Genomic DNA, 15,181 nt, shown 5'->3' on the forward strand with positions numbered 1-15,181 from the left:
GTCATAAACTCGCACAGTTTCACATTTGCAGCCGGCATTCAAGGGCGAATAGACAAACACAGCAGCAGCCAACAGCGGATACGCGTCAGATACCGCCGCAACTAGCCCCGCCGCCCCGGCTACGCCTTATCCAGCCACTCCTGAGCGACCAACTCAGGGCTGGCGCCACCAGCCACAGCCCGGGTCATCAGCTTTAAGTCCTCAGTGCTCAGCGAACCAGCAATCTCATTGAGCACTCGGACTCGATCGCTCCGGTCCAACGCTGGCTTGACGTAGAAAGGCACAAGCCATTGCGGCAAGTCAGCCCCAGCATTGTCAGCTGGCACATCCGTGCACCCCTGCGCCATGCCCGCGTCGGTGGCCATAACTTCACCCGGCAACGACCGCGAAAATGCGTCGTAAACACGGTCTCGCCACTCGCCGCTGAATTGCTTGTCCGGGGTGGAGTCGTCGGCGTACTCCTCAGCCAGCGAAGCCGCGGACGCGGAATCGCTCAGGCCGAGCAGCTCACCTGTGCATCCGAAAGAGACCAGGACTGCTTCATTGCGTACGGCCCGCAACCGGTCATCAGCATCGCGAATGCCGATGACCTCCGCTTGCCGCCCTATCCTCTCAAAGCTTTGCGCATACAGGTACGCAAGAGCTGCCTGCTCGGGGTTGCGTAGGTCTGCCCCGACAGTCACTACCGCCTCCTGTTCGGGAGGAACGGGCATCTGCGGATCTAAGTCAGAACATGCGGCAAGACCGAACCCCGCTGCCCCAGCGACCAATGCCAGGGCGGTAAAAGTGCACGCAGTAGCCTTGGAGCTCCCCTTGCACCCCATTGAGCGGATGCGAAAGTGGAACCCGGCGTTCGCACGTCTAAAATTAATCATCGACACCAGCGTAACCTACGAACGGATTGTGAGGTCACCCAGAATGGGCGATGAGAAAAGCCGCAACAACAGCGCTTCGTCAAAGGCTCGCAATCCGCGAACTAACTCGGTCAGTAAAAGCCAAACGCCGTCGGCCACAGCAAAACCCGGCAAAACTGCTCGGGCAACGAATGCAGCTAAATCCGCAGCAATGTCAGCTGTCTCGAAGGTGACGCGCACCAACGGATCGTCGTCAAGCGTGGGAGAAACGCAGTCGGAGGCGGTGCGCGATGCCCTGCGCGATTGCGGCGTCTACATCGGCGGCAAGCGTTTGCCGGGCACCTACGACCACTTCTCCGGTCTGTCCGAGGTGCGTAATTTTGGCGAGGGCTTCACGTGGCTGTCATTGTCGCGCCCCAACGCGACACAGATGGACGCCATCGCTGAGCTTTACGGGCTGGATGAGCTGACGGTGGAGGATGCACTGACTAACCGCCAGCGCCCCAAGATTGAAATCCACGATGATCACGTGGTTTTTGTGATTCGCTCGATTCACTACTCCCCGGAAGGTCTCGCGGACGACGAAAATGAGATCATTCGTTCTGGCCAGCTGATGATTGTTATCGGCCAGGAGTACGTCATCACCATTCGCATGGGCATGCCGAGCTCGGATATGCAGCGCATTAGCGCGCGTGTGGAAAACACCACCGACGCCATCGACTACGGTCCCGCGGGCGTGCTGTGGGCGCTGACGGACAACCTCGTCGATGCGTACCTGCGCATTGCGTTGCAGCTGGAAGATCGCGTGGAGATTATGGAAGATGCCGTCTTCGAGCCGAATTTGGTGTCGGATATTGAGGACATTTACATCCTCAAACGAGAAATCCTGGAGATGCGCCACGCAATCGATCCGCTGACGCCGGCGCTGCGCTCCCTGATGAATCTGCGAGAAGACATCATGCCTAAGGACGTCAGCCGTTATCTTTCCGATGTTCTCGACCACCAGCTCGCCGCGGCGGACCTCGTAGCCGGACTCGACGAACGCCTCTCCTCCCTCATCGACGCCGCCGCAGTGAAGATCCAGCTGCAGCAGAACCAGGACATGCGTACTATCTCGGCATACGCGGCTATTCTCGCCGTGCCAACCGCCCTGGCCGGTATCTACGGCATGAACTTCGACCGCATGCCCGAACTGCACTGGGAGTACGGGTACTTCATCGTCCTCGCCATCATGTTCGCCATTGTGGCGTTTTTGGTGTGGCTCCTGCGCCGCAACAAGTGGCTGTAGTTTCCGCTTCTGGCAGGCAACGCTTTACGACGAGTACAACAACCTACCCGCGGTTCCCACCGAGAGCCCGCTGCGCCAACAGGTCGCGAGCACGCTCGGCATTGCGGGGATTGCACAAAACATCGTAGCGACGAGCAACAATCTCCGTGGTGGTGGAGAAATCCCGCTTGCCGTTTTGCATGGCGTATGGGACTGCCGCCAGCACGATGCCAAAGATGGCGCCCATCCCGAGGCCAACAATCAACGGGCTAACCCAATCTTCCTGGAAAAGCCCCAGAATCAGGCCGAAGAACAGGCCCATCCATAGGCCGTACAGCGCGCCACCACCGAGCACTTTCGGCCAGGTCAACCGACCTACCACGCGCTCCACCTGCATCAGGTCAACGCCGACGATGGTGAGGTCGGAAACCGGGAACTCATCGCGATCACTGAGCGAATCAACCGCAGCCTGGGCATCGGCGTAGTTGGTGAAGCTACCCACCGGCCACCCCTCGGGCACCTGCCGCTGAGGCAACCGGGACTTCATGCTCTGTTCCCGGCCGCTCCCCCAACCGCTGTTCGCTTCCCCATTTGCCATCGGTACTTTCACCGTTCCCTTGCAGTTGTTGTCACAGCAATTGGTGACTCAGTTGCTGAAAATATTGCTAAAACTATCGCTAAAAAGCGTTCTATCAAGGACAACGCCTGACAGTTTCCAATTGTTCCACCGTCTGGCCCACCACCCATTCCACCGCCACCGCGCTTGTCGGAAGGGTTGGGCGCTGTGACCGTCGTAAAGCGGAAAACTGCTGATTTTGTCAGTAGTTCTTTGTCTTACGGGGTCTCACGATAAGATTCACTACATAATGTCTACGATTACTGAAGCTGAAGTTCGCACCGCCCTGGCGCAGGTCGAAGATCCTGAGGTACGTCGCCCGATTACCGAGATTGGCATGGTCAAATCCATCTCGATCGCGGACAGCAACGACGTGGCCGTGGAGATTTACCTCACCATCGCCGGTTGCCCCATGAAAAACACCATCATCGAGCGCACCGAAGATGCGCTCAACGGTATCGAGGGCGTTGGCAACGTCACCGTCACCACCGATGTGATGAATGACGAGCAGCGCCGCGAGTTCCGCAACGCCGTCCGAGGCACCGCCTCCGAGCCGGTGATCCCATTCGCCCAGCCGGACTCCCGCACCCGCGTGTTCGCCGTCGCCTCCGGTAAGGGTGGCGTCGGTAAGTCCTCTGTGACCGTGAACCTCGCCGCCGCGCTGGCCGCGAAGGGCCTGTCTGTCGGTGTCCTCGATGCCGACGTCTACGGGCACTCCATCCCGCACATGATGGGTTCTGAGGAAAAGCCGCACCAGGTCGACGACATGATTATGCCTCCACAGGCGCACGGCGTGTCACTGATTTCTATCGGACACTTCGTCGACGACAACGCACCGGTTGTCTGGCGTGGACCAATGCTGCACCGCGCTATCCAGCAGTTCCTCGCGGACGTGTTCTGGGGCGACTTGGACGTCTTGCTTTTCGACCTGCCCCCGGGAACCGGCGACATCGCCATCTCCGTGGCGCAGCTCGTGCCGAACGCTGAGCTACTGATTGTTACTACCCCGCAGATGGCCGCCGCCGAAGTTGCCGAGCGTGCCGGCACCATCTCGCTGCAGACCCGCCAGCGGATCGCCGGTGTCATTGAGAACATGAGCTGGATGGAAATGCCCGACGGCTCCAAGATGGAAGTCTTCGGCACAGGCGGCGGCGAGACCGTTGCCCGTCGTCTTACCCAGATCACCGGAGGAAAGGTCGAGCTGCTCGGCCAGGTGCCACTGGACACCGAACTCCGCGAGGGTGGCGACAAGGGCACCCCGATTGTCCTATCCAAGCCGGATTCGGGCGCGGGCGAGGCCCTGAACGCTATCGCCGACAAGCTGGTTGTTCGTCGCGAGTCGCTCGCAGGCAAGTCGCTAGGCTTGGGCGTGACGCCGAAGTAGTCCTTCGCTTTACGACGATCATAGCGACGCCCCCTCCCCGGTATTTTCAGTGCCGGGAAGGGGGCCTTTGCTCATTGTGGCTGCAGTGTCTGGGGCGTATGTGGTTTGGGTGTTTTCGGCGGTGTAGGTGTCGGGGTTTGCGGGCGGTGCGGGCGGTGTATCCGCCGACGCGGCTGCGTGCACTTACTGACTAGGTTTATGACAGTTTCGTGGCAAAATTTGTGCTCAAAGTGTCATAAACCTAATCAGTAACTTGCGGTCGGGAACGGTTTGCCACCTCTATAGGTTGTCGTCGTCGACCCAGGCCTGCACCCCACGGGGCTGCTGAGGTGTTTGCTGTGCCTGCTGTTGGCGGGCCTGGGCAACTGGATCCTGCCACGTTCCTGGCTGCTGGGCGGGCTGCTGAGCCGACTGCGGGACCGGCTGCTGCGACGGAGCCGGTTGCACTGGCTGGCTCTTGTTGGATTGCTGGTACTGCTGGCCTGCGGCACCAGTTGCTCCAGCCGCACCAGCTACTCCAGAGGATCCACCGGCTCCTGCAGCTCCGGTTGCACCAGTTCCGCCGCCACCCGCTGCGGGCTTACCGGAGAGCATGTCCAGGTAGGTGTCATCGCCGTCGAAAAGCGTCCTGGTGATGGCGGTCTTCGGGTTGAGACGACGGAGATCGTTGAGCTCCTGCAGCGGCTTGCGAAGATCGTCGAAGTCTTCACCGAACTCATCCGAGAGGTTATCGCGTGCGTCATTGATTGCGGTGCGCGCAGCCAGAAGCAATGCGCGGATGTCCTCAATTACCTTCGGCAACCGCTCAGGTCCGATGAGAATTAGTCCGAGGATAAAGAGGACGAGAATCTCGCCCCAGCCAACATTAGAAAACACGTTATACCACCTTAGTTACAGTGCACCTCGCATGCAGCATTGCGCGACCAAATCCGCCAAATCCGCAGAAACCAGCCAACCCCAGGCACGTCCAAGCAAAACCAGCGCCACCCTACTCCGGCGTGATCTTCGCCTCCAGCTCGGCTCCGTGGCGAACGATCTTCAATACCGCCTCATTACCAGCGCCAACAGTCCACAGCGCCACCGTGAGCTCATCTGCGGACGATACCGCGCGGTCCCCCACAGCCGTAATCACGTCGCCTTCCCGCAGGCCTTCCCGATCAGCGACACCTCCCGGCAGGATGCTGGCAATCTCGGCACCAGTCAGTGCGCCATTGGAAACCGTGCGCGCTGTCACGCCGATCCCCGGATGAACCGGCTTCTCACCGGCAATGAGCTGCTCAGCGATGGCAACGGCTGAATTGATCGGGATCGCAAAGCCCAACCCCTGTGAGCCACCCGAGCTACTGAAAATCACTGTATTAATACCAATAATGGCACCGCGGATATCCACCAGTGGACCACCCGAGTTACCCGGGTTGATGGAGGCATCGGTCTGAATCGCATCGGCGTAGCCATCCGTATCAGTCCCCTCAGCAGCCAGGCGCACCGGCCGATTAAGTGCCGAGACAATGCCCGAAGTCACCGTTCCGCCCAGCCCCTGCGGCGACCCCATCGCAATCACCGTGTCACCGACCGCAACCGCATCGGAATCACCAAGCTGCGCCACGGTCAGCCCCGCAACGTCTTCGACCTTAATTACGGCGAGGTCGGTCTTCGGGTCGCGGCCAATGATCTTGGCCGGCACCTCTTTCAGCTTGCCACCGTCCCAAAACGTTACCGAGACCTGCATATCCTGCCGGTCCGCCACTGCCGAAACGACATGGTTATTCGTCAAAATATGACCGTCACCATCAATGACAAACCCTGAGCCCACGCCCGAAACCTCACCGGCACTGACCGCAATCGACACCACCGCGGGACGAAGAGTCTCCGCCACCTTGCCGATTTCGGTCAAATCGCCGTTGCCCGGTCGCCCCTCGACCTGTTGCAACTCCACACGCTGGTAGTCCGAGCGGAAAGTCTTGCCAGCCCAACCGCCGACAAAGCCACCAACACCGCCAATCAACAGCACCACGGCCGACGACGCCGCAATCACACGCCACGGCACCTCACGGCCAAAAATCACTTCCCGCGCGCTGACGCGGGGGGCCATCTTCGGGCGAGGTTTCTTCTTCGCTTCGGGTTTGCGGGCTGGACGCCCCGTCGTCATGCGTGACGACGAATCCTGCCACGGCGAATACTCTCTAGTAGTGGCGCTGGTGTCGTCGTCAAGCTTATGCCCTGGCGCACGCTGTAACCCGCCAGTTGCGGCGGCACGATCGGCGTCCGGGGCAAACGCGGAATCATCGAAATCGCGATGTTTGCCCACTAGTGACTACCACCTTTACGAAAACCGCGAACGATCTGCTCCAACGCAGCGCTCAGCGACTCCGGCGGACGGTGCGCGAGATGCCGCGCCGACCTATGGGGCTCTGAGTCCTCGCAGCTGCCTGCGAAATCAGCAATACGAGCGCGCAGCTCAGCTGGAATGTGCAAGGCCGCGCTATCACGCAGACGCTTGGCTGCCTGCCGCTGCTTCGCGACCTCCCGGCGACATTCCGGGCATGCCATCAGATGCGCCTGCGCACGTCGCTCAGCTACGACCGACAACTCGCCGTCAACAAAAGCGGCAATTGCCTCGGTGCCGAGATGCTCCGTTGACAAAAAACGCTTGTCATCGCCCTGCTGAATCACAGACTGCAGCACCTCCAGAAATCGCACCTATTAACTAGCCCCACAATAGCCGCTCCCACGGATTGAGTGCGGGAAAACTAGCCTGCGGTGACCGACTCCGGCAGCTCCTGCCGTTCCTTCTCCAGACGCTCCAACGTCGCCCGCAAGCTGGAACGTGCCCGGTGAATGCGCGAACGCACGGTGCCCATCTTGAGCCCAAGGGTGTTAGCAATTTCCTCGTAGGTCAGCCCCACCACATCACAGAGGACAACCACCGCGCGATAGTCCGGCTGCAGCTCAGCCAGCGCGATTTCCAAATCCGGATCGAGCATCGCGTCATCGACGGCCTGCTCCGGCGTCTTCAGCGTGCCCGGGACGCGGTCGTAGTTCTCCGGCAACGCCTCCATCCGGATCACCTGCCGATGCCGGACCATATCCAAAAACAGGTTAGTTGTAATCCGATGCAGCCAGCCTTCAAAAGTGCCGGGACGGTATGACTTCAGCGAGCGGAACACACGCATGAATGTCTCCTGCGTCAGGTCTTCCGCGTCCTGTTGGTTACCAGTCAACCGATATGCGAGCCCGTAAACACTATCCGCGTGGGCTTGGACAAGTTCCGACCACGACGGCATCTCTCCCACACCTGCGTCAAAAGCTGCGGTGCCGGACAGTTGCTCAGTTGCGTCAGCGGACGGGGCGTCCTCGCGGCTGGCGCCTGCGCTGACTCGTTCGGACTTGACTCGTTCGGGCATGAGGTTCAGTGTTCCTTACCAACCTTAGGTTTGTAGTGACCTTACCCTGAAAATAGTTTGAGAGTCCAGACAAATTTGAGGCTTGTTTACCCGCCTAGTCCGGCACGGACCGGCGCGCCCCGCTGCCCTGCACGGAGTTTTTTCCTACGCTATAGAGCGTGTCCGAAACGAGTTCTTCTGCTACCCCGCTATCCGCACGTGACGCTATTGCACAGCACGTCAACAACACGACCGTAGTCTCCGAGGCCTTTGAAAGCGCCCGAGAGAGCGCTCGCGAATACGGAGTTGCCGTCCCCGATACGATGACCGGCGCCGCCTTGACCTCGCTCATGGCCCTGACCAGTGCCCGCCGCGACGGTCACCCCGCCGCTGTCATCGCATCGCCTGCAGCAGGCGTAGTCGGTTTGCACCTGGTCGCCGGTCTCGGCGATGACGGCGTTCTCACCTGCATCGACCCTGAGCTCGAGCACCAGTCTCTGGCAAAGTCCGCTTTCCGAGCCGCAGGCATCCGCCCCAACCGACAGCGCTTCCTGCCCTCGCAGCCACTGGAGGTCATGGATCGCCTGGCAGCCGACTCCTACGACTTGGTCTACTTGGACGTCGCCCCGGCAATCCTCCGCGCCGCCCAGGAAAAGGCCTGGCCGCTGCTTCGCTCCGGTGGCGCGCTCGTCCTGACCGGCGCGCTCCTCGACGGCACTGTTGCTGACTCGTCACGCACTGACCGTGACACCGTCGCTGCCCGCGAAGCCGACGAATACATGCTCCAGCTTGACGACGCTTACGTGATGCGGCTCCCCCTAGCAGCCGGAACCACTGTGCTGGTGAAGAAGTAGTTTTCTGCTGGTGGCCGACTGGCAGGCGGCGGCGGGCCGAGCCGAGTTACTGACTGCGTTTATGACAAAAATGGCCCGGAAAATGGCCTAAAAGTGTCATACACTCGCACAGTTTCACATTTGCAGCCCGTACCCCCACGTGCAGCCCACATTTTTGGGGTTGCCGGTTTTGGAGCTAGGTAGCAAAAGGGTTAAAAGAAAGAAGGCACGTACCCCACGGTACGTGCCTTCTTGCAGCCTGAGCCGGCTTTGACAGGCTAGATAACCTTGCCCTTACCGACGGCCACAACGCCACCAGCGCTGACCTTGAAGCGCCCTGCGTCCTTCTCCGGATCGACACCAATGATGGCGCCGTCGGAGACAACAACGTTCTTATCCAAGATCGCGTGACGAACCACTGCTCCGCGGCCGACGCGCACACCTGGGAAGAGAACCGAGCCCTCCACCGTCGCGCCATCCTCGACCACGACGTTGGTGCTAATCACCGAGTTGCGAACTGTGCCACCAGAGACAATCGAACCGGCACCCACCATGGAAGCCTGAGCAATACCACCCTGGACGAACTTCGCCGGAGGCAGGTTCTCCTCCGAGAAGGTGTGGATTGGCCACTTCTTGTTGTAGAGGTTAAACACCGGGTGGACGGAAATCAGGTCCATATTGGCCTCGTAGAAGGCATCGATGGTACCGACGTCACGCCAGTAGCCCTTATCACGTTCGGTCTCACCCGGAACGTAGCTGTCCTTGAAGTCCCAGACGAAGGCCTCGCCCTCCTCTACCAACATCGGAATGATGTCTCCGCCCATGTCATGGTCGGAGTTTTCATCTTCCGAGTCACGCTTAATTGCGTCGATAAGCGCGGAGGTAGTGAAGATGTAGTTACCCATCGACGCGAACGTCGAGTCCGGGTCATCCGGGGTGCCAGGCGGATCAGCCGGCTTCTCCAGGAACTCGGTGATTCGGTTGTTGTCATCCGCATCGATGACACCGAATGCGCTGGCCTCGGAGCGTGGGACACGGATACCAGCAACGGTAACGCCAGCGCCAGACTCGATGTGGGCCTCCAGCATCTGCTGCGGGTCCATACGGTAGACGTGGTCGGCACCGAAGACGATGACGTACTCCGGATCCTCGTCATAAACCAAATTCAGCGACTGCAGAATCGCGTCAGCCGAACCGGTGAACCAGCGCTTACCCAGACGCTGCTGAGCCGGCACCGGAGTGACGTACTGGCCGGTGATGCCGGACAGCTGCCACGCCTGCGAAATGTGACGGTCGAGCGAGTGGGACTTGTACTGGGTCAGCACACAGATCTTCAGGAAACCTGCGTTGACCAAGTTCGACAGCACGAAGTCGATAAGCCGATAGCTGCCGCCGAAAGGCACGGCGGGCTTAGCGCGGTCTTCCGTCAGCGGGAAGAGACGCTTGCCTTCGCCACCGGCAAGGACAATGGACAAAACATGTGGTTGACTCCTCACACCAACCAACCTATATGCGATTTACGTTCCTCGCTGCCAGTCTCCCCTCCTCACTACCCACACCCAGACATATCAAGCGACGGAAATTGTCAAATCTGGCTACGCTGGAACTATGCGTGTTGCCATGATGACCAAGGAATACCCTCCGGAGATTTACGGCGGAGCAGGTGTTCACGTAACTGAACTGACTCGTTTCATGCGCGGCCTCGACGGCGTTGACGTCGATGTGCACTGCATGGGTGCTCCTCGCGATGAGGCGGATGTATATGTCCACGGCGTTGACCCGGAGCTGAAGGATGCCAACGCCTCGATTAAAACGCTGTCCACGGGTTTGCGCATGGCTGATGCCGCTGCGGCAACCGACATTGATGTCGTCCACTCTCACACCTGGTACTCAGGCCTGGGTGGCCATCTCACCGGTCTGCTCAAGGGCATTCCACACGTGGCTACCGCGCACTCGTTGGAGCCGCACCGCCCGTGGAAGCGCGAGCAGCTCGGCGGCGGTTACGACGTTTCCAGCTGGTCCGAGCGCAATGCTATGGAGTACGCAGACGCTGTCATTGCTGTCTCTGCGCGCATGAAGGACGCCATCTTGGACGCCTACCCGCGTATCTCCCCCGACAAGGTCCACATCGTTCTGAACGGCATCGACACTGAGCTGTGGCACCCGCGTCCGACGTGGGAAGAGTCCAAGGAGCAGAACGGCTGGTCCGTCCTGGAAGAGCTCGGCGTTGACCCGTCTCGTCCGATGGTTGCGTTCGTCGGCCGCATCACCCGTCAGAAGGGTGTCGCTCACCTGGTCAAGGCCGCATCGCTTTTCGACGACGGTGTGCAACTTGTACTGTGCGCCGGCGCGCCGGACACCCCGGAAATCGCTAAGGAGACCGAGCAGCTCGTTCACGACCTGCAGGAAAAGCGCGACGGCATTTTCTGGGTGAAGGACATGCTACCGAAGGAAAAGATTCAGGAAATCCTGACGGCTGCAGATTCCTTCGTCTGCCCGTCTATCTACGAGCCGCTGGGCATCGTCAACCTCGAGGCTATGGCCTGCGGCACCGCCGTTGTCGCCTCTGATGTCGGCGGTATTCCGGAGGTTGTCGTCGACGGTGAAACCGGCACTCTGGTTCACTACGACGAGTCCGATCCGGAGGGCTTCGAACGCGACATTGCTGCCGCTGTCAACAACATGGTCGCCGACCGTGACCACGCTGCCAAGGTTGGCCAGGCGGGTAAGAAGCGCGCTGAGGATGTGTTTAGCTGGGAGAACATCGCCGAGCAGACCGTCGAAGTCTATAAGTCTTTGATGTAACAGGCTGTCTGCGAGACGCCACGGCTGTGCAGTGGACGGTGTGTCCTCATAAGGCCCATCGCTTCCAAAGAGGAAGCGGTGGGCCTTTTAGCCTTTTTGCTAACCCCATTCAGGACGTTTATTTATGCGTTTGCCCACTTTTCTGAACCTAATTTGAGTTTTGGATGAATTTATCATTACTGGTCAATAGCATATTGAGTATGAGATTCACTAAGAAGGTGGCAGCAGTTGGTGCCGCCATTGCCATAGCGCTAGCGGGGGCAGTACCGCATCAGGCGCTCGCGACAGAAGTAGCACCATCCCCTAGTATCGCTACCATCACCGAGCGTGGTCCCCTGGGACAGTCCGGTCGCTGGTTTACCGACGGTGATGGCCGAGCTTTCCTCACTCAGGGGTCGAACATCGTCTACAAGCACAATCCCTACACCCCCGAGGCCGGAGGCTTTAACGAGGACGACGCCGACTGGCTCGTGCAGCAGGGCTTCGACTCCATGCGAGTCGGCATTATCTGGAAAGCAGTAGAGCCAGAGCCCGGCGTCTACAACGACGAATACCTGGATTCCATTGCCCGCACCATCTCTATGCTCACTGAGCGTGGAATCGCGGTCTTGGTCGATGCCCACCAGGACATGTACAACGAAAAGTTCGAGGGCGAATTTGCCCCGGATTGGGCTGTCATTGACGACGGCGTTCCCAGCCTTCTGAAGGTTGGCTTCCCAACTAACCAGGCCCTCAATATCGGCCTCATTAGGGCATACGACAACTTCCTAAATAACCGCGAAGGACCGGGTGGCGTTGGGCTGCAGGAGCGTTACGCTGCCATGTGGGGTCATGTCGCAGAACGTCTCGGTGACATGCCGGGCCTGATGGGCTACGACATCATAAATGAACCGTGGCCAGGTTCGGCGTACCCACTGTGCTACCTGGCTCTGGGCGACTGCGGTCCAGCTAAGGCAAAGCTCGATGAACTGCACCAGAAGGCTGCCGATCAGATTGTCGCCAAGGACCGGGACGCTATTGTCCACTACGAGCCCTACTCCATGTGGAACACCGGATTGAATACCGATCCGGCCGCCCCGCAGGTTCCTGATACCGCTGGCACGGCCCTCAGCTGGCATGTCTACTGCACCACGAACGCCCTGTTCAACACCTACACGGGCTGCGACTTCTTCGATGGCCGTGTCTTCGACAATGCGGAAATCGTCTCATCCGGTAACGGCTCGGCCACACTGCTTTCCGAGTTCGGCGCCACCGACGATGCCGATACCCTCAATGGCGTAATTTCGCTTGCCCGCCGCCACATGGTCGGCTGGCAGTACTGGTCCTACTGCGGATGCAACGACCCGACGACGCAGAACCAGAAGGAACAGGGCATGGTCTTCGACCCGACTGTTCCAGGACCTGTAGGTGCCGATGCCTTCAACCGCGACAAGATGACCATCCTCGCCGCTCCACACCTGCGGGCAGTCGCGGGCACCCCGCAGGCTACTGACTGGAACGCAGACACCCGGGTCTACGAGGCCAGCTGGAACAATAGCCGCGTCGATGGCACCGGAGTTTTCGCACCTGGTTCCACCAGCGAGCTCGTTGTGCCCTCGATCAACTTCCCGAATGGGTTCACAGTGAATGTCGAAGGCGGTCACGCCACTGTCGCTGCCGATGGCCAGACCGTTCATATCGTCTCCACTGCTGACCAAGTGACAGTCACCATCCAGCCGAAGTAAAACCAACCGCTCGATTCACCAAATCGCGCCCTGTGGATTTTTCCGCAGGGCGTTTTTCTTGCCACGATTTCCTTCCCCACAAGCCGATCGGACATCCAACCGACCACCCGCCCCAGCTTGGGCTACAAATATCGCGAATATAATGGCTTCCATGACCACTCACGAGAATTTTCCAACGGTCCGACACACAATTTTCCAAAACTCACTGATGTCCGCACTGCTCGATGGCATCTACGACGGCGAGATGACCATTGGCGAAATCCTTGGTCATGGAAACTTCGGCATCGGTACCTTCGACGGCCTCGATGGCGAAATGGTAATCCTCGACGGGGTCTGCTGGCAGGTGCGTCACGACGGCTCCGCGACCCGGGCCACCATGGATCAGCGCAGCCCCTACACGGTGGTAACCAATTTCGTTCCCCACACGGTGATGGATGCGCCGGAAAACCTGACTCGCAAGGAAATTAGCCCCATCATCGATTCCCTGGTGCCGAGCCAAAACTTTATGTACGCACTGCGGATTACCGGCGAATTTGAGTGGGTGAAGACTCGAACCGTCGTAAAGCAGGAAAAGCCGTACCAGAAGATGGTTGATGCGACGGAAGAAGACGCCTCGGTTGATTTTGAGAACCTGCGGGGCACGATTGCGGGCTTCCGCACGCCGGTCTATGAGAAGGGAATTTCGGTGCCCGGCTGTCACGTGCACTTCCTCGCGGAAGGCGGCACCGGCGGCGGGCATGTGCTGGACTTTAAGCTGCGCTCGGGCACTATCGAGTTGTGCCCGGGCACCGACCTGCAACTTCGCCTTCCGCTAACGGCGGAATTCTCGGATGCTGATCTGGATCCGGATGACCTGGATGAACAGATTCACAAAACCGAGGTCAAGGAGTAGGCGCTAGTCGCCCGGGCGCCCCAGACGGGTGACATAGGCACGGGCGGTGACCTGCATCTCTGCAGGTAGCGCTGCAATACGTTCCTGCAGCACCTCTGGGTGGATATGGCGTGCCGACGGGCTCATACCGATCTGAGCGGCAATTGCACTCTGGTTGAGGTTCATACCGAACTCCACCAGCTCCGGGTCACCAACAGGCACGAGGTGCCCCTCTGCCTGGGAAATCATGCGCTCAACCTTGCCGCGCTCGACATCGATGATGCCCAGCGGCTCACGAAGCTCGCCCAGGTGACCAGTAGTGGCAGTCAGAACCACGACCTGGCCGCCCGGCTTGAGCACGCGAGCGAACTCCTCCGCGTTGCGAGGTGCGAAGACAACCGTAAGCGCATCGATGGAGCCATCACGCAGCGGCAACCGTGCCCACGCATCGGCCACGACCGCACCGAGCCGCGGGTGGCTCTTGGCCAGATGCTTGGCGGCCGGCACAGACACATCAATGCCTACGCCACGAGAATTGGGAATGCTGTCCAGCGTGTGTGCGAGGTAGTAACCAGTGCCCGCACCGACTTCGCAGATGACTGGGCTGGCGGCCTCGGACACATTGGCGTCGTCAAGCACGTCCTGGACGTTACCTGTAACTGCCTCAACGAATGGAGCATAGTGGCCACCAGAGAGGAACTCCTCTCGAGCGGTAATCATCTTGGCGTCATCGCCGGTGTAGCGCAGACCAGCCCCACCGGCGAGCGTAACGTAACCCTGGCGGGCGACATCATAGCTATGTCCGGATTCGGACTTCAGAGTCATTCGTTCGGCATCACCAAACTTCAAATCAGTGCCATCGATGGGGTCAGCAAGCACATCAATGATGTCAGCTAGCACGTCGGTCACTCCTCAAACTGAGCTAGAAAAATAATTTTCACTATCTTAGCCCGTGTCGAGCTCAGCCAAGTAACTCCAATGCGAGTTACTGACTGCGTTTATGACAAAAATGGTCCGAAAGACGGCTTCAAAGTGTCATAAACTCGCACAGTTTCACATGTGCAGCCCGTACTTTTTGTTTATAAACCCGCATTCGAGCCGTTATCACCTGAAAAAAGAAAAGGCGACCTACACCACTTGTGTAGGTCGCCCCTGGGGCAAAACCGGACAAGCCCGGCCGCTACCCCGCTACCCGGGTATCCACTACTCCACTACTGCTACGAGCTCTGCGCCGAGCTCCTTGGCCTCCTCTGGGGAGAGTTCCACCACCAGGCGCCCACCACCATCTGCGGGGACGCGCATCACAATCTTCTTGCCCTCTTTAACTGCCTCCAGCGGACCATCACCGGTACGCGGCTTCATTGCTGCCATGTGAACTCCTTCGTTCTAAGACAATGTCGATGCAGGAGACGACCAGCTACCCCAGCTCAGCTGTGGTAGCCGG

15 protein-coding genes are annotated in these 15,181 nt (G+C 59.4%); 6 read left to right on the forward strand and 9 right to left on the reverse strand.

Translation table 11 applies throughout. The annotated features are described in order from the left end of the window. Positions 1-119: 119 nt before the first annotated feature. On the reverse strand, positions 120-875 hold the full coding sequence (locus tag HMPREF2651_RS02885) for a type 2 periplasmic-binding domain-containing protein (RefSeq protein WP_049180821.1): 756 nt from the start codon (positions 873-875) through the stop codon (positions 120-122). 43 nt (positions 876-918) lie between these two features. On the opposite strand from HMPREF2651_RS02885, the gene HMPREF2651_RS02890 reads away from it, so the two are divergent. Further along, the gene (locus HMPREF2651_RS02890; protein WP_049180822.1) at positions 919-2,142 is read left to right on the forward strand and encodes a magnesium and cobalt transport protein CorA; all 1,224 of its coding nucleotides are present in this window, start codon (positions 919-921) and stop codon (positions 2,140-2,142) included. Positions 2,143-2,185: 43 nt separating this feature from the next. On the opposite strand, the gene HMPREF2651_RS02895 is transcribed toward HMPREF2651_RS02890, so the two are convergent. Further along, positions 2,186-2,668 (reverse strand): YflT domain-containing protein, encoded by a 483-nt coding sequence (locus tag HMPREF2651_RS02895; protein WP_038628373.1) that lies wholly within the window; start codon positions 2,666-2,668, stop codon positions 2,186-2,188. A 319-nt stretch (positions 2,669-2,987) separates the two neighbouring features. Here HMPREF2651_RS02895 and HMPREF2651_RS02900 point away from each other — a divergent pair, with 319 nt between their 5' ends. Continuing rightward, positions 2,988-4,121, forward strand: coding sequence for an Mrp/NBP35 family ATP-binding protein (locus HMPREF2651_RS02900; RefSeq protein WP_049180823.1), 1,134 nt, complete (start codon positions 2,988-2,990; stop codon positions 4,119-4,121). 279 nt (positions 4,122-4,400) lie between these two features. Here the strand turns inward: HMPREF2651_RS02900 and tatB are convergent, their stop codons facing one another. The 4 genes from tatB to sigE all read right to left on the reverse strand — a co-directional run bounded on the left by tatB (position 4,401) and on the right by sigE (position 7,525). Then, positions 4,401-4,997 (reverse strand): Sec-independent protein translocase protein TatB, encoded by a 597-nt coding sequence (gene tatB, locus HMPREF2651_RS02905; protein ID WP_038628367.1) that lies wholly within the window; start codon positions 4,995-4,997, stop codon positions 4,401-4,403. A 112-nt stretch (positions 4,998-5,109) separates the two neighbouring features. After that, positions 5,110-6,429, reverse strand: a complete 1,320-nt coding sequence (locus tag HMPREF2651_RS02910; protein WP_049180824.1) for a S1C family serine protease — start codon at positions 6,427-6,429, stop codon at positions 5,110-5,112. Further along, a complete protein-coding gene (locus tag HMPREF2651_RS02915) occupies positions 6,429-6,794 on the reverse strand; it encodes an anti-sigma factor family protein (RefSeq protein ID WP_038629490.1) in 366 nt (121 codons plus the stop codon). The genes HMPREF2651_RS02910 and HMPREF2651_RS02915 overlap by 1 nt, the downstream gene beginning before the upstream one ends. Positions 6,795-6,871: 77 nt before the next feature. Then, entirely contained in the window at positions 6,872-7,525 is a 654-nt protein-coding gene (gene sigE, locus HMPREF2651_RS02920) for an RNA polymerase sigma factor SigE (RefSeq protein ID WP_049180825.1), read from the reverse strand. A gap of 158 nt (positions 7,526-7,683) precedes the next feature. Between sigE and HMPREF2651_RS02925 the strand changes: the two genes are divergently transcribed. Then, positions 7,684-8,358, forward strand: coding sequence for an O-methyltransferase (locus HMPREF2651_RS02925; protein WP_049180826.1), 675 nt, complete (start codon positions 7,684-7,686; stop codon positions 8,356-8,358). A gap of 257 nt (positions 8,359-8,615) precedes the next feature. On the opposite strand, the gene glgC is transcribed toward HMPREF2651_RS02925, so the two are convergent. Then, positions 8,616-9,833, reverse strand: a complete 1,218-nt coding sequence (gene glgC, locus HMPREF2651_RS02930; RefSeq protein ID WP_049180827.1) for a glucose-1-phosphate adenylyltransferase — start codon at positions 9,831-9,833, stop codon at positions 8,616-8,618. Positions 9,834-9,945: 112 nt separating this feature from the next. Here glgC and glgA point away from each other — a divergent pair, with 112 nt between their 5' ends. The 3 genes from glgA to budA all read left to right on the forward strand — a co-directional run bounded on the left by glgA (position 9,946) and on the right by budA (position 13,758). Then, the gene (gene glgA, locus HMPREF2651_RS02935) at positions 9,946-11,142 is read left to right on the forward strand and encodes a glycogen synthase (protein WP_049180828.1); all 1,197 of its coding nucleotides are present in this window, start codon (positions 9,946-9,948) and stop codon (positions 11,140-11,142) included. A 200-nt stretch (positions 11,143-11,342) separates the two neighbouring features. Continuing rightward, a complete protein-coding gene (locus tag HMPREF2651_RS02940) occupies positions 11,343-12,866 on the forward strand; it encodes a glycoside hydrolase family 5 protein (RefSeq protein WP_049180829.1) in 1,524 nt (507 codons plus the stop codon). A 142-nt stretch (positions 12,867-13,008) separates the two neighbouring features. Next, complete coding sequence (gene budA, locus HMPREF2651_RS02945) at positions 13,009-13,758, forward strand: acetolactate decarboxylase (RefSeq protein WP_038628349.1); 750 nt, start codon at positions 13,009-13,011, stop codon at positions 13,756-13,758. 3 nt (positions 13,759-13,761) lie between these two features. Here the strand turns inward: budA and HMPREF2651_RS02950 are convergent, their stop codons facing one another. Together HMPREF2651_RS02950 and HMPREF2651_RS02955 are read right to left on the reverse strand one after the other, a co-directional pair. Beyond that, positions 13,762-14,637 carry a methyltransferase domain-containing protein gene (locus HMPREF2651_RS02950; RefSeq protein ID WP_049180868.1) on the reverse strand — a complete coding sequence of 292 codons (876 nt, stop codon included), beginning with the start codon at positions 14,635-14,637 and terminating at the stop codon, positions 13,762-13,764. Positions 14,638-14,940: 303 nt separating this feature from the next. Next, on the reverse strand, positions 14,941-15,108 hold the full coding sequence (locus tag HMPREF2651_RS02955) for a DUF3117 domain-containing protein (RefSeq protein WP_005509573.1): 168 nt from the start codon (positions 15,106-15,108) through the stop codon (positions 14,941-14,943). Between the last annotated feature and the right edge of the window lie 73 nt (positions 15,109-15,181).

Source organism: Corynebacterium sp. HMSC063A05, assembly GCF_001809695.1.
Lineage (GTDB): Bacteria > Actinomycetota > Actinomycetes > Mycobacteriales > Mycobacteriaceae > Corynebacterium > Corynebacterium amycolatum.

Excerpts from the sequence above, each read along its gene's own strand:
- HMPREF2651_RS02885 (WP_049180821.1), bottom strand. The coding sequence starts at position 875 with ATGATTAATTTTAGACGTGCGAACGCCGGGTTCCACTTTCGCATCCGC.
- HMPREF2651_RS02890 (WP_049180822.1), top strand. The coding sequence starts at position 919 with ATGGGCGATGAGAAAAGCCGCAACAACAGCGCTTCGTCAAAGGCTCGC.
- HMPREF2651_RS02895 (WP_038628373.1), bottom strand. The coding sequence starts at position 2,668 with ATGAAGTCCCGGTTGCCTCAGCGGCAGGTGCCCGAGGGGTGGCCGGTG.
- HMPREF2651_RS02900 (WP_049180823.1), top strand. The coding sequence starts at position 2,988 with ATGTCTACGATTACTGAAGCTGAAGTTCGCACCGCCCTGGCGCAGGTC.
- sigE (WP_049180825.1), bottom strand. The coding sequence starts at position 7,525 with ATGCCCGAACGAGTCAAGTCCGAACGAGTCAGCGCAGGCGCCAGCCGC.
- glgA (WP_049180828.1), top strand. The coding sequence starts at position 9,946 with ATGCGTGTTGCCATGATGACCAAGGAATACCCTCCGGAGATTTACGGC.
- HMPREF2651_RS02940 (WP_049180829.1), top strand. The coding sequence starts at position 11,343 with ATGAGATTCACTAAGAAGGTGGCAGCAGTTGGTGCCGCCATTGCCATA.
- budA (WP_038628349.1), top strand. The coding sequence starts at position 13,009 with ATGGCTTCCATGACCACTCACGAGAATTTTCCAACGGTCCGACACACA.
- HMPREF2651_RS02955 (WP_005509573.1), bottom strand. The coding sequence starts at position 15,108 with ATGGCAGCAATGAAGCCGCGTACCGGTGATGGTCCGCTGGAGGCAGTT.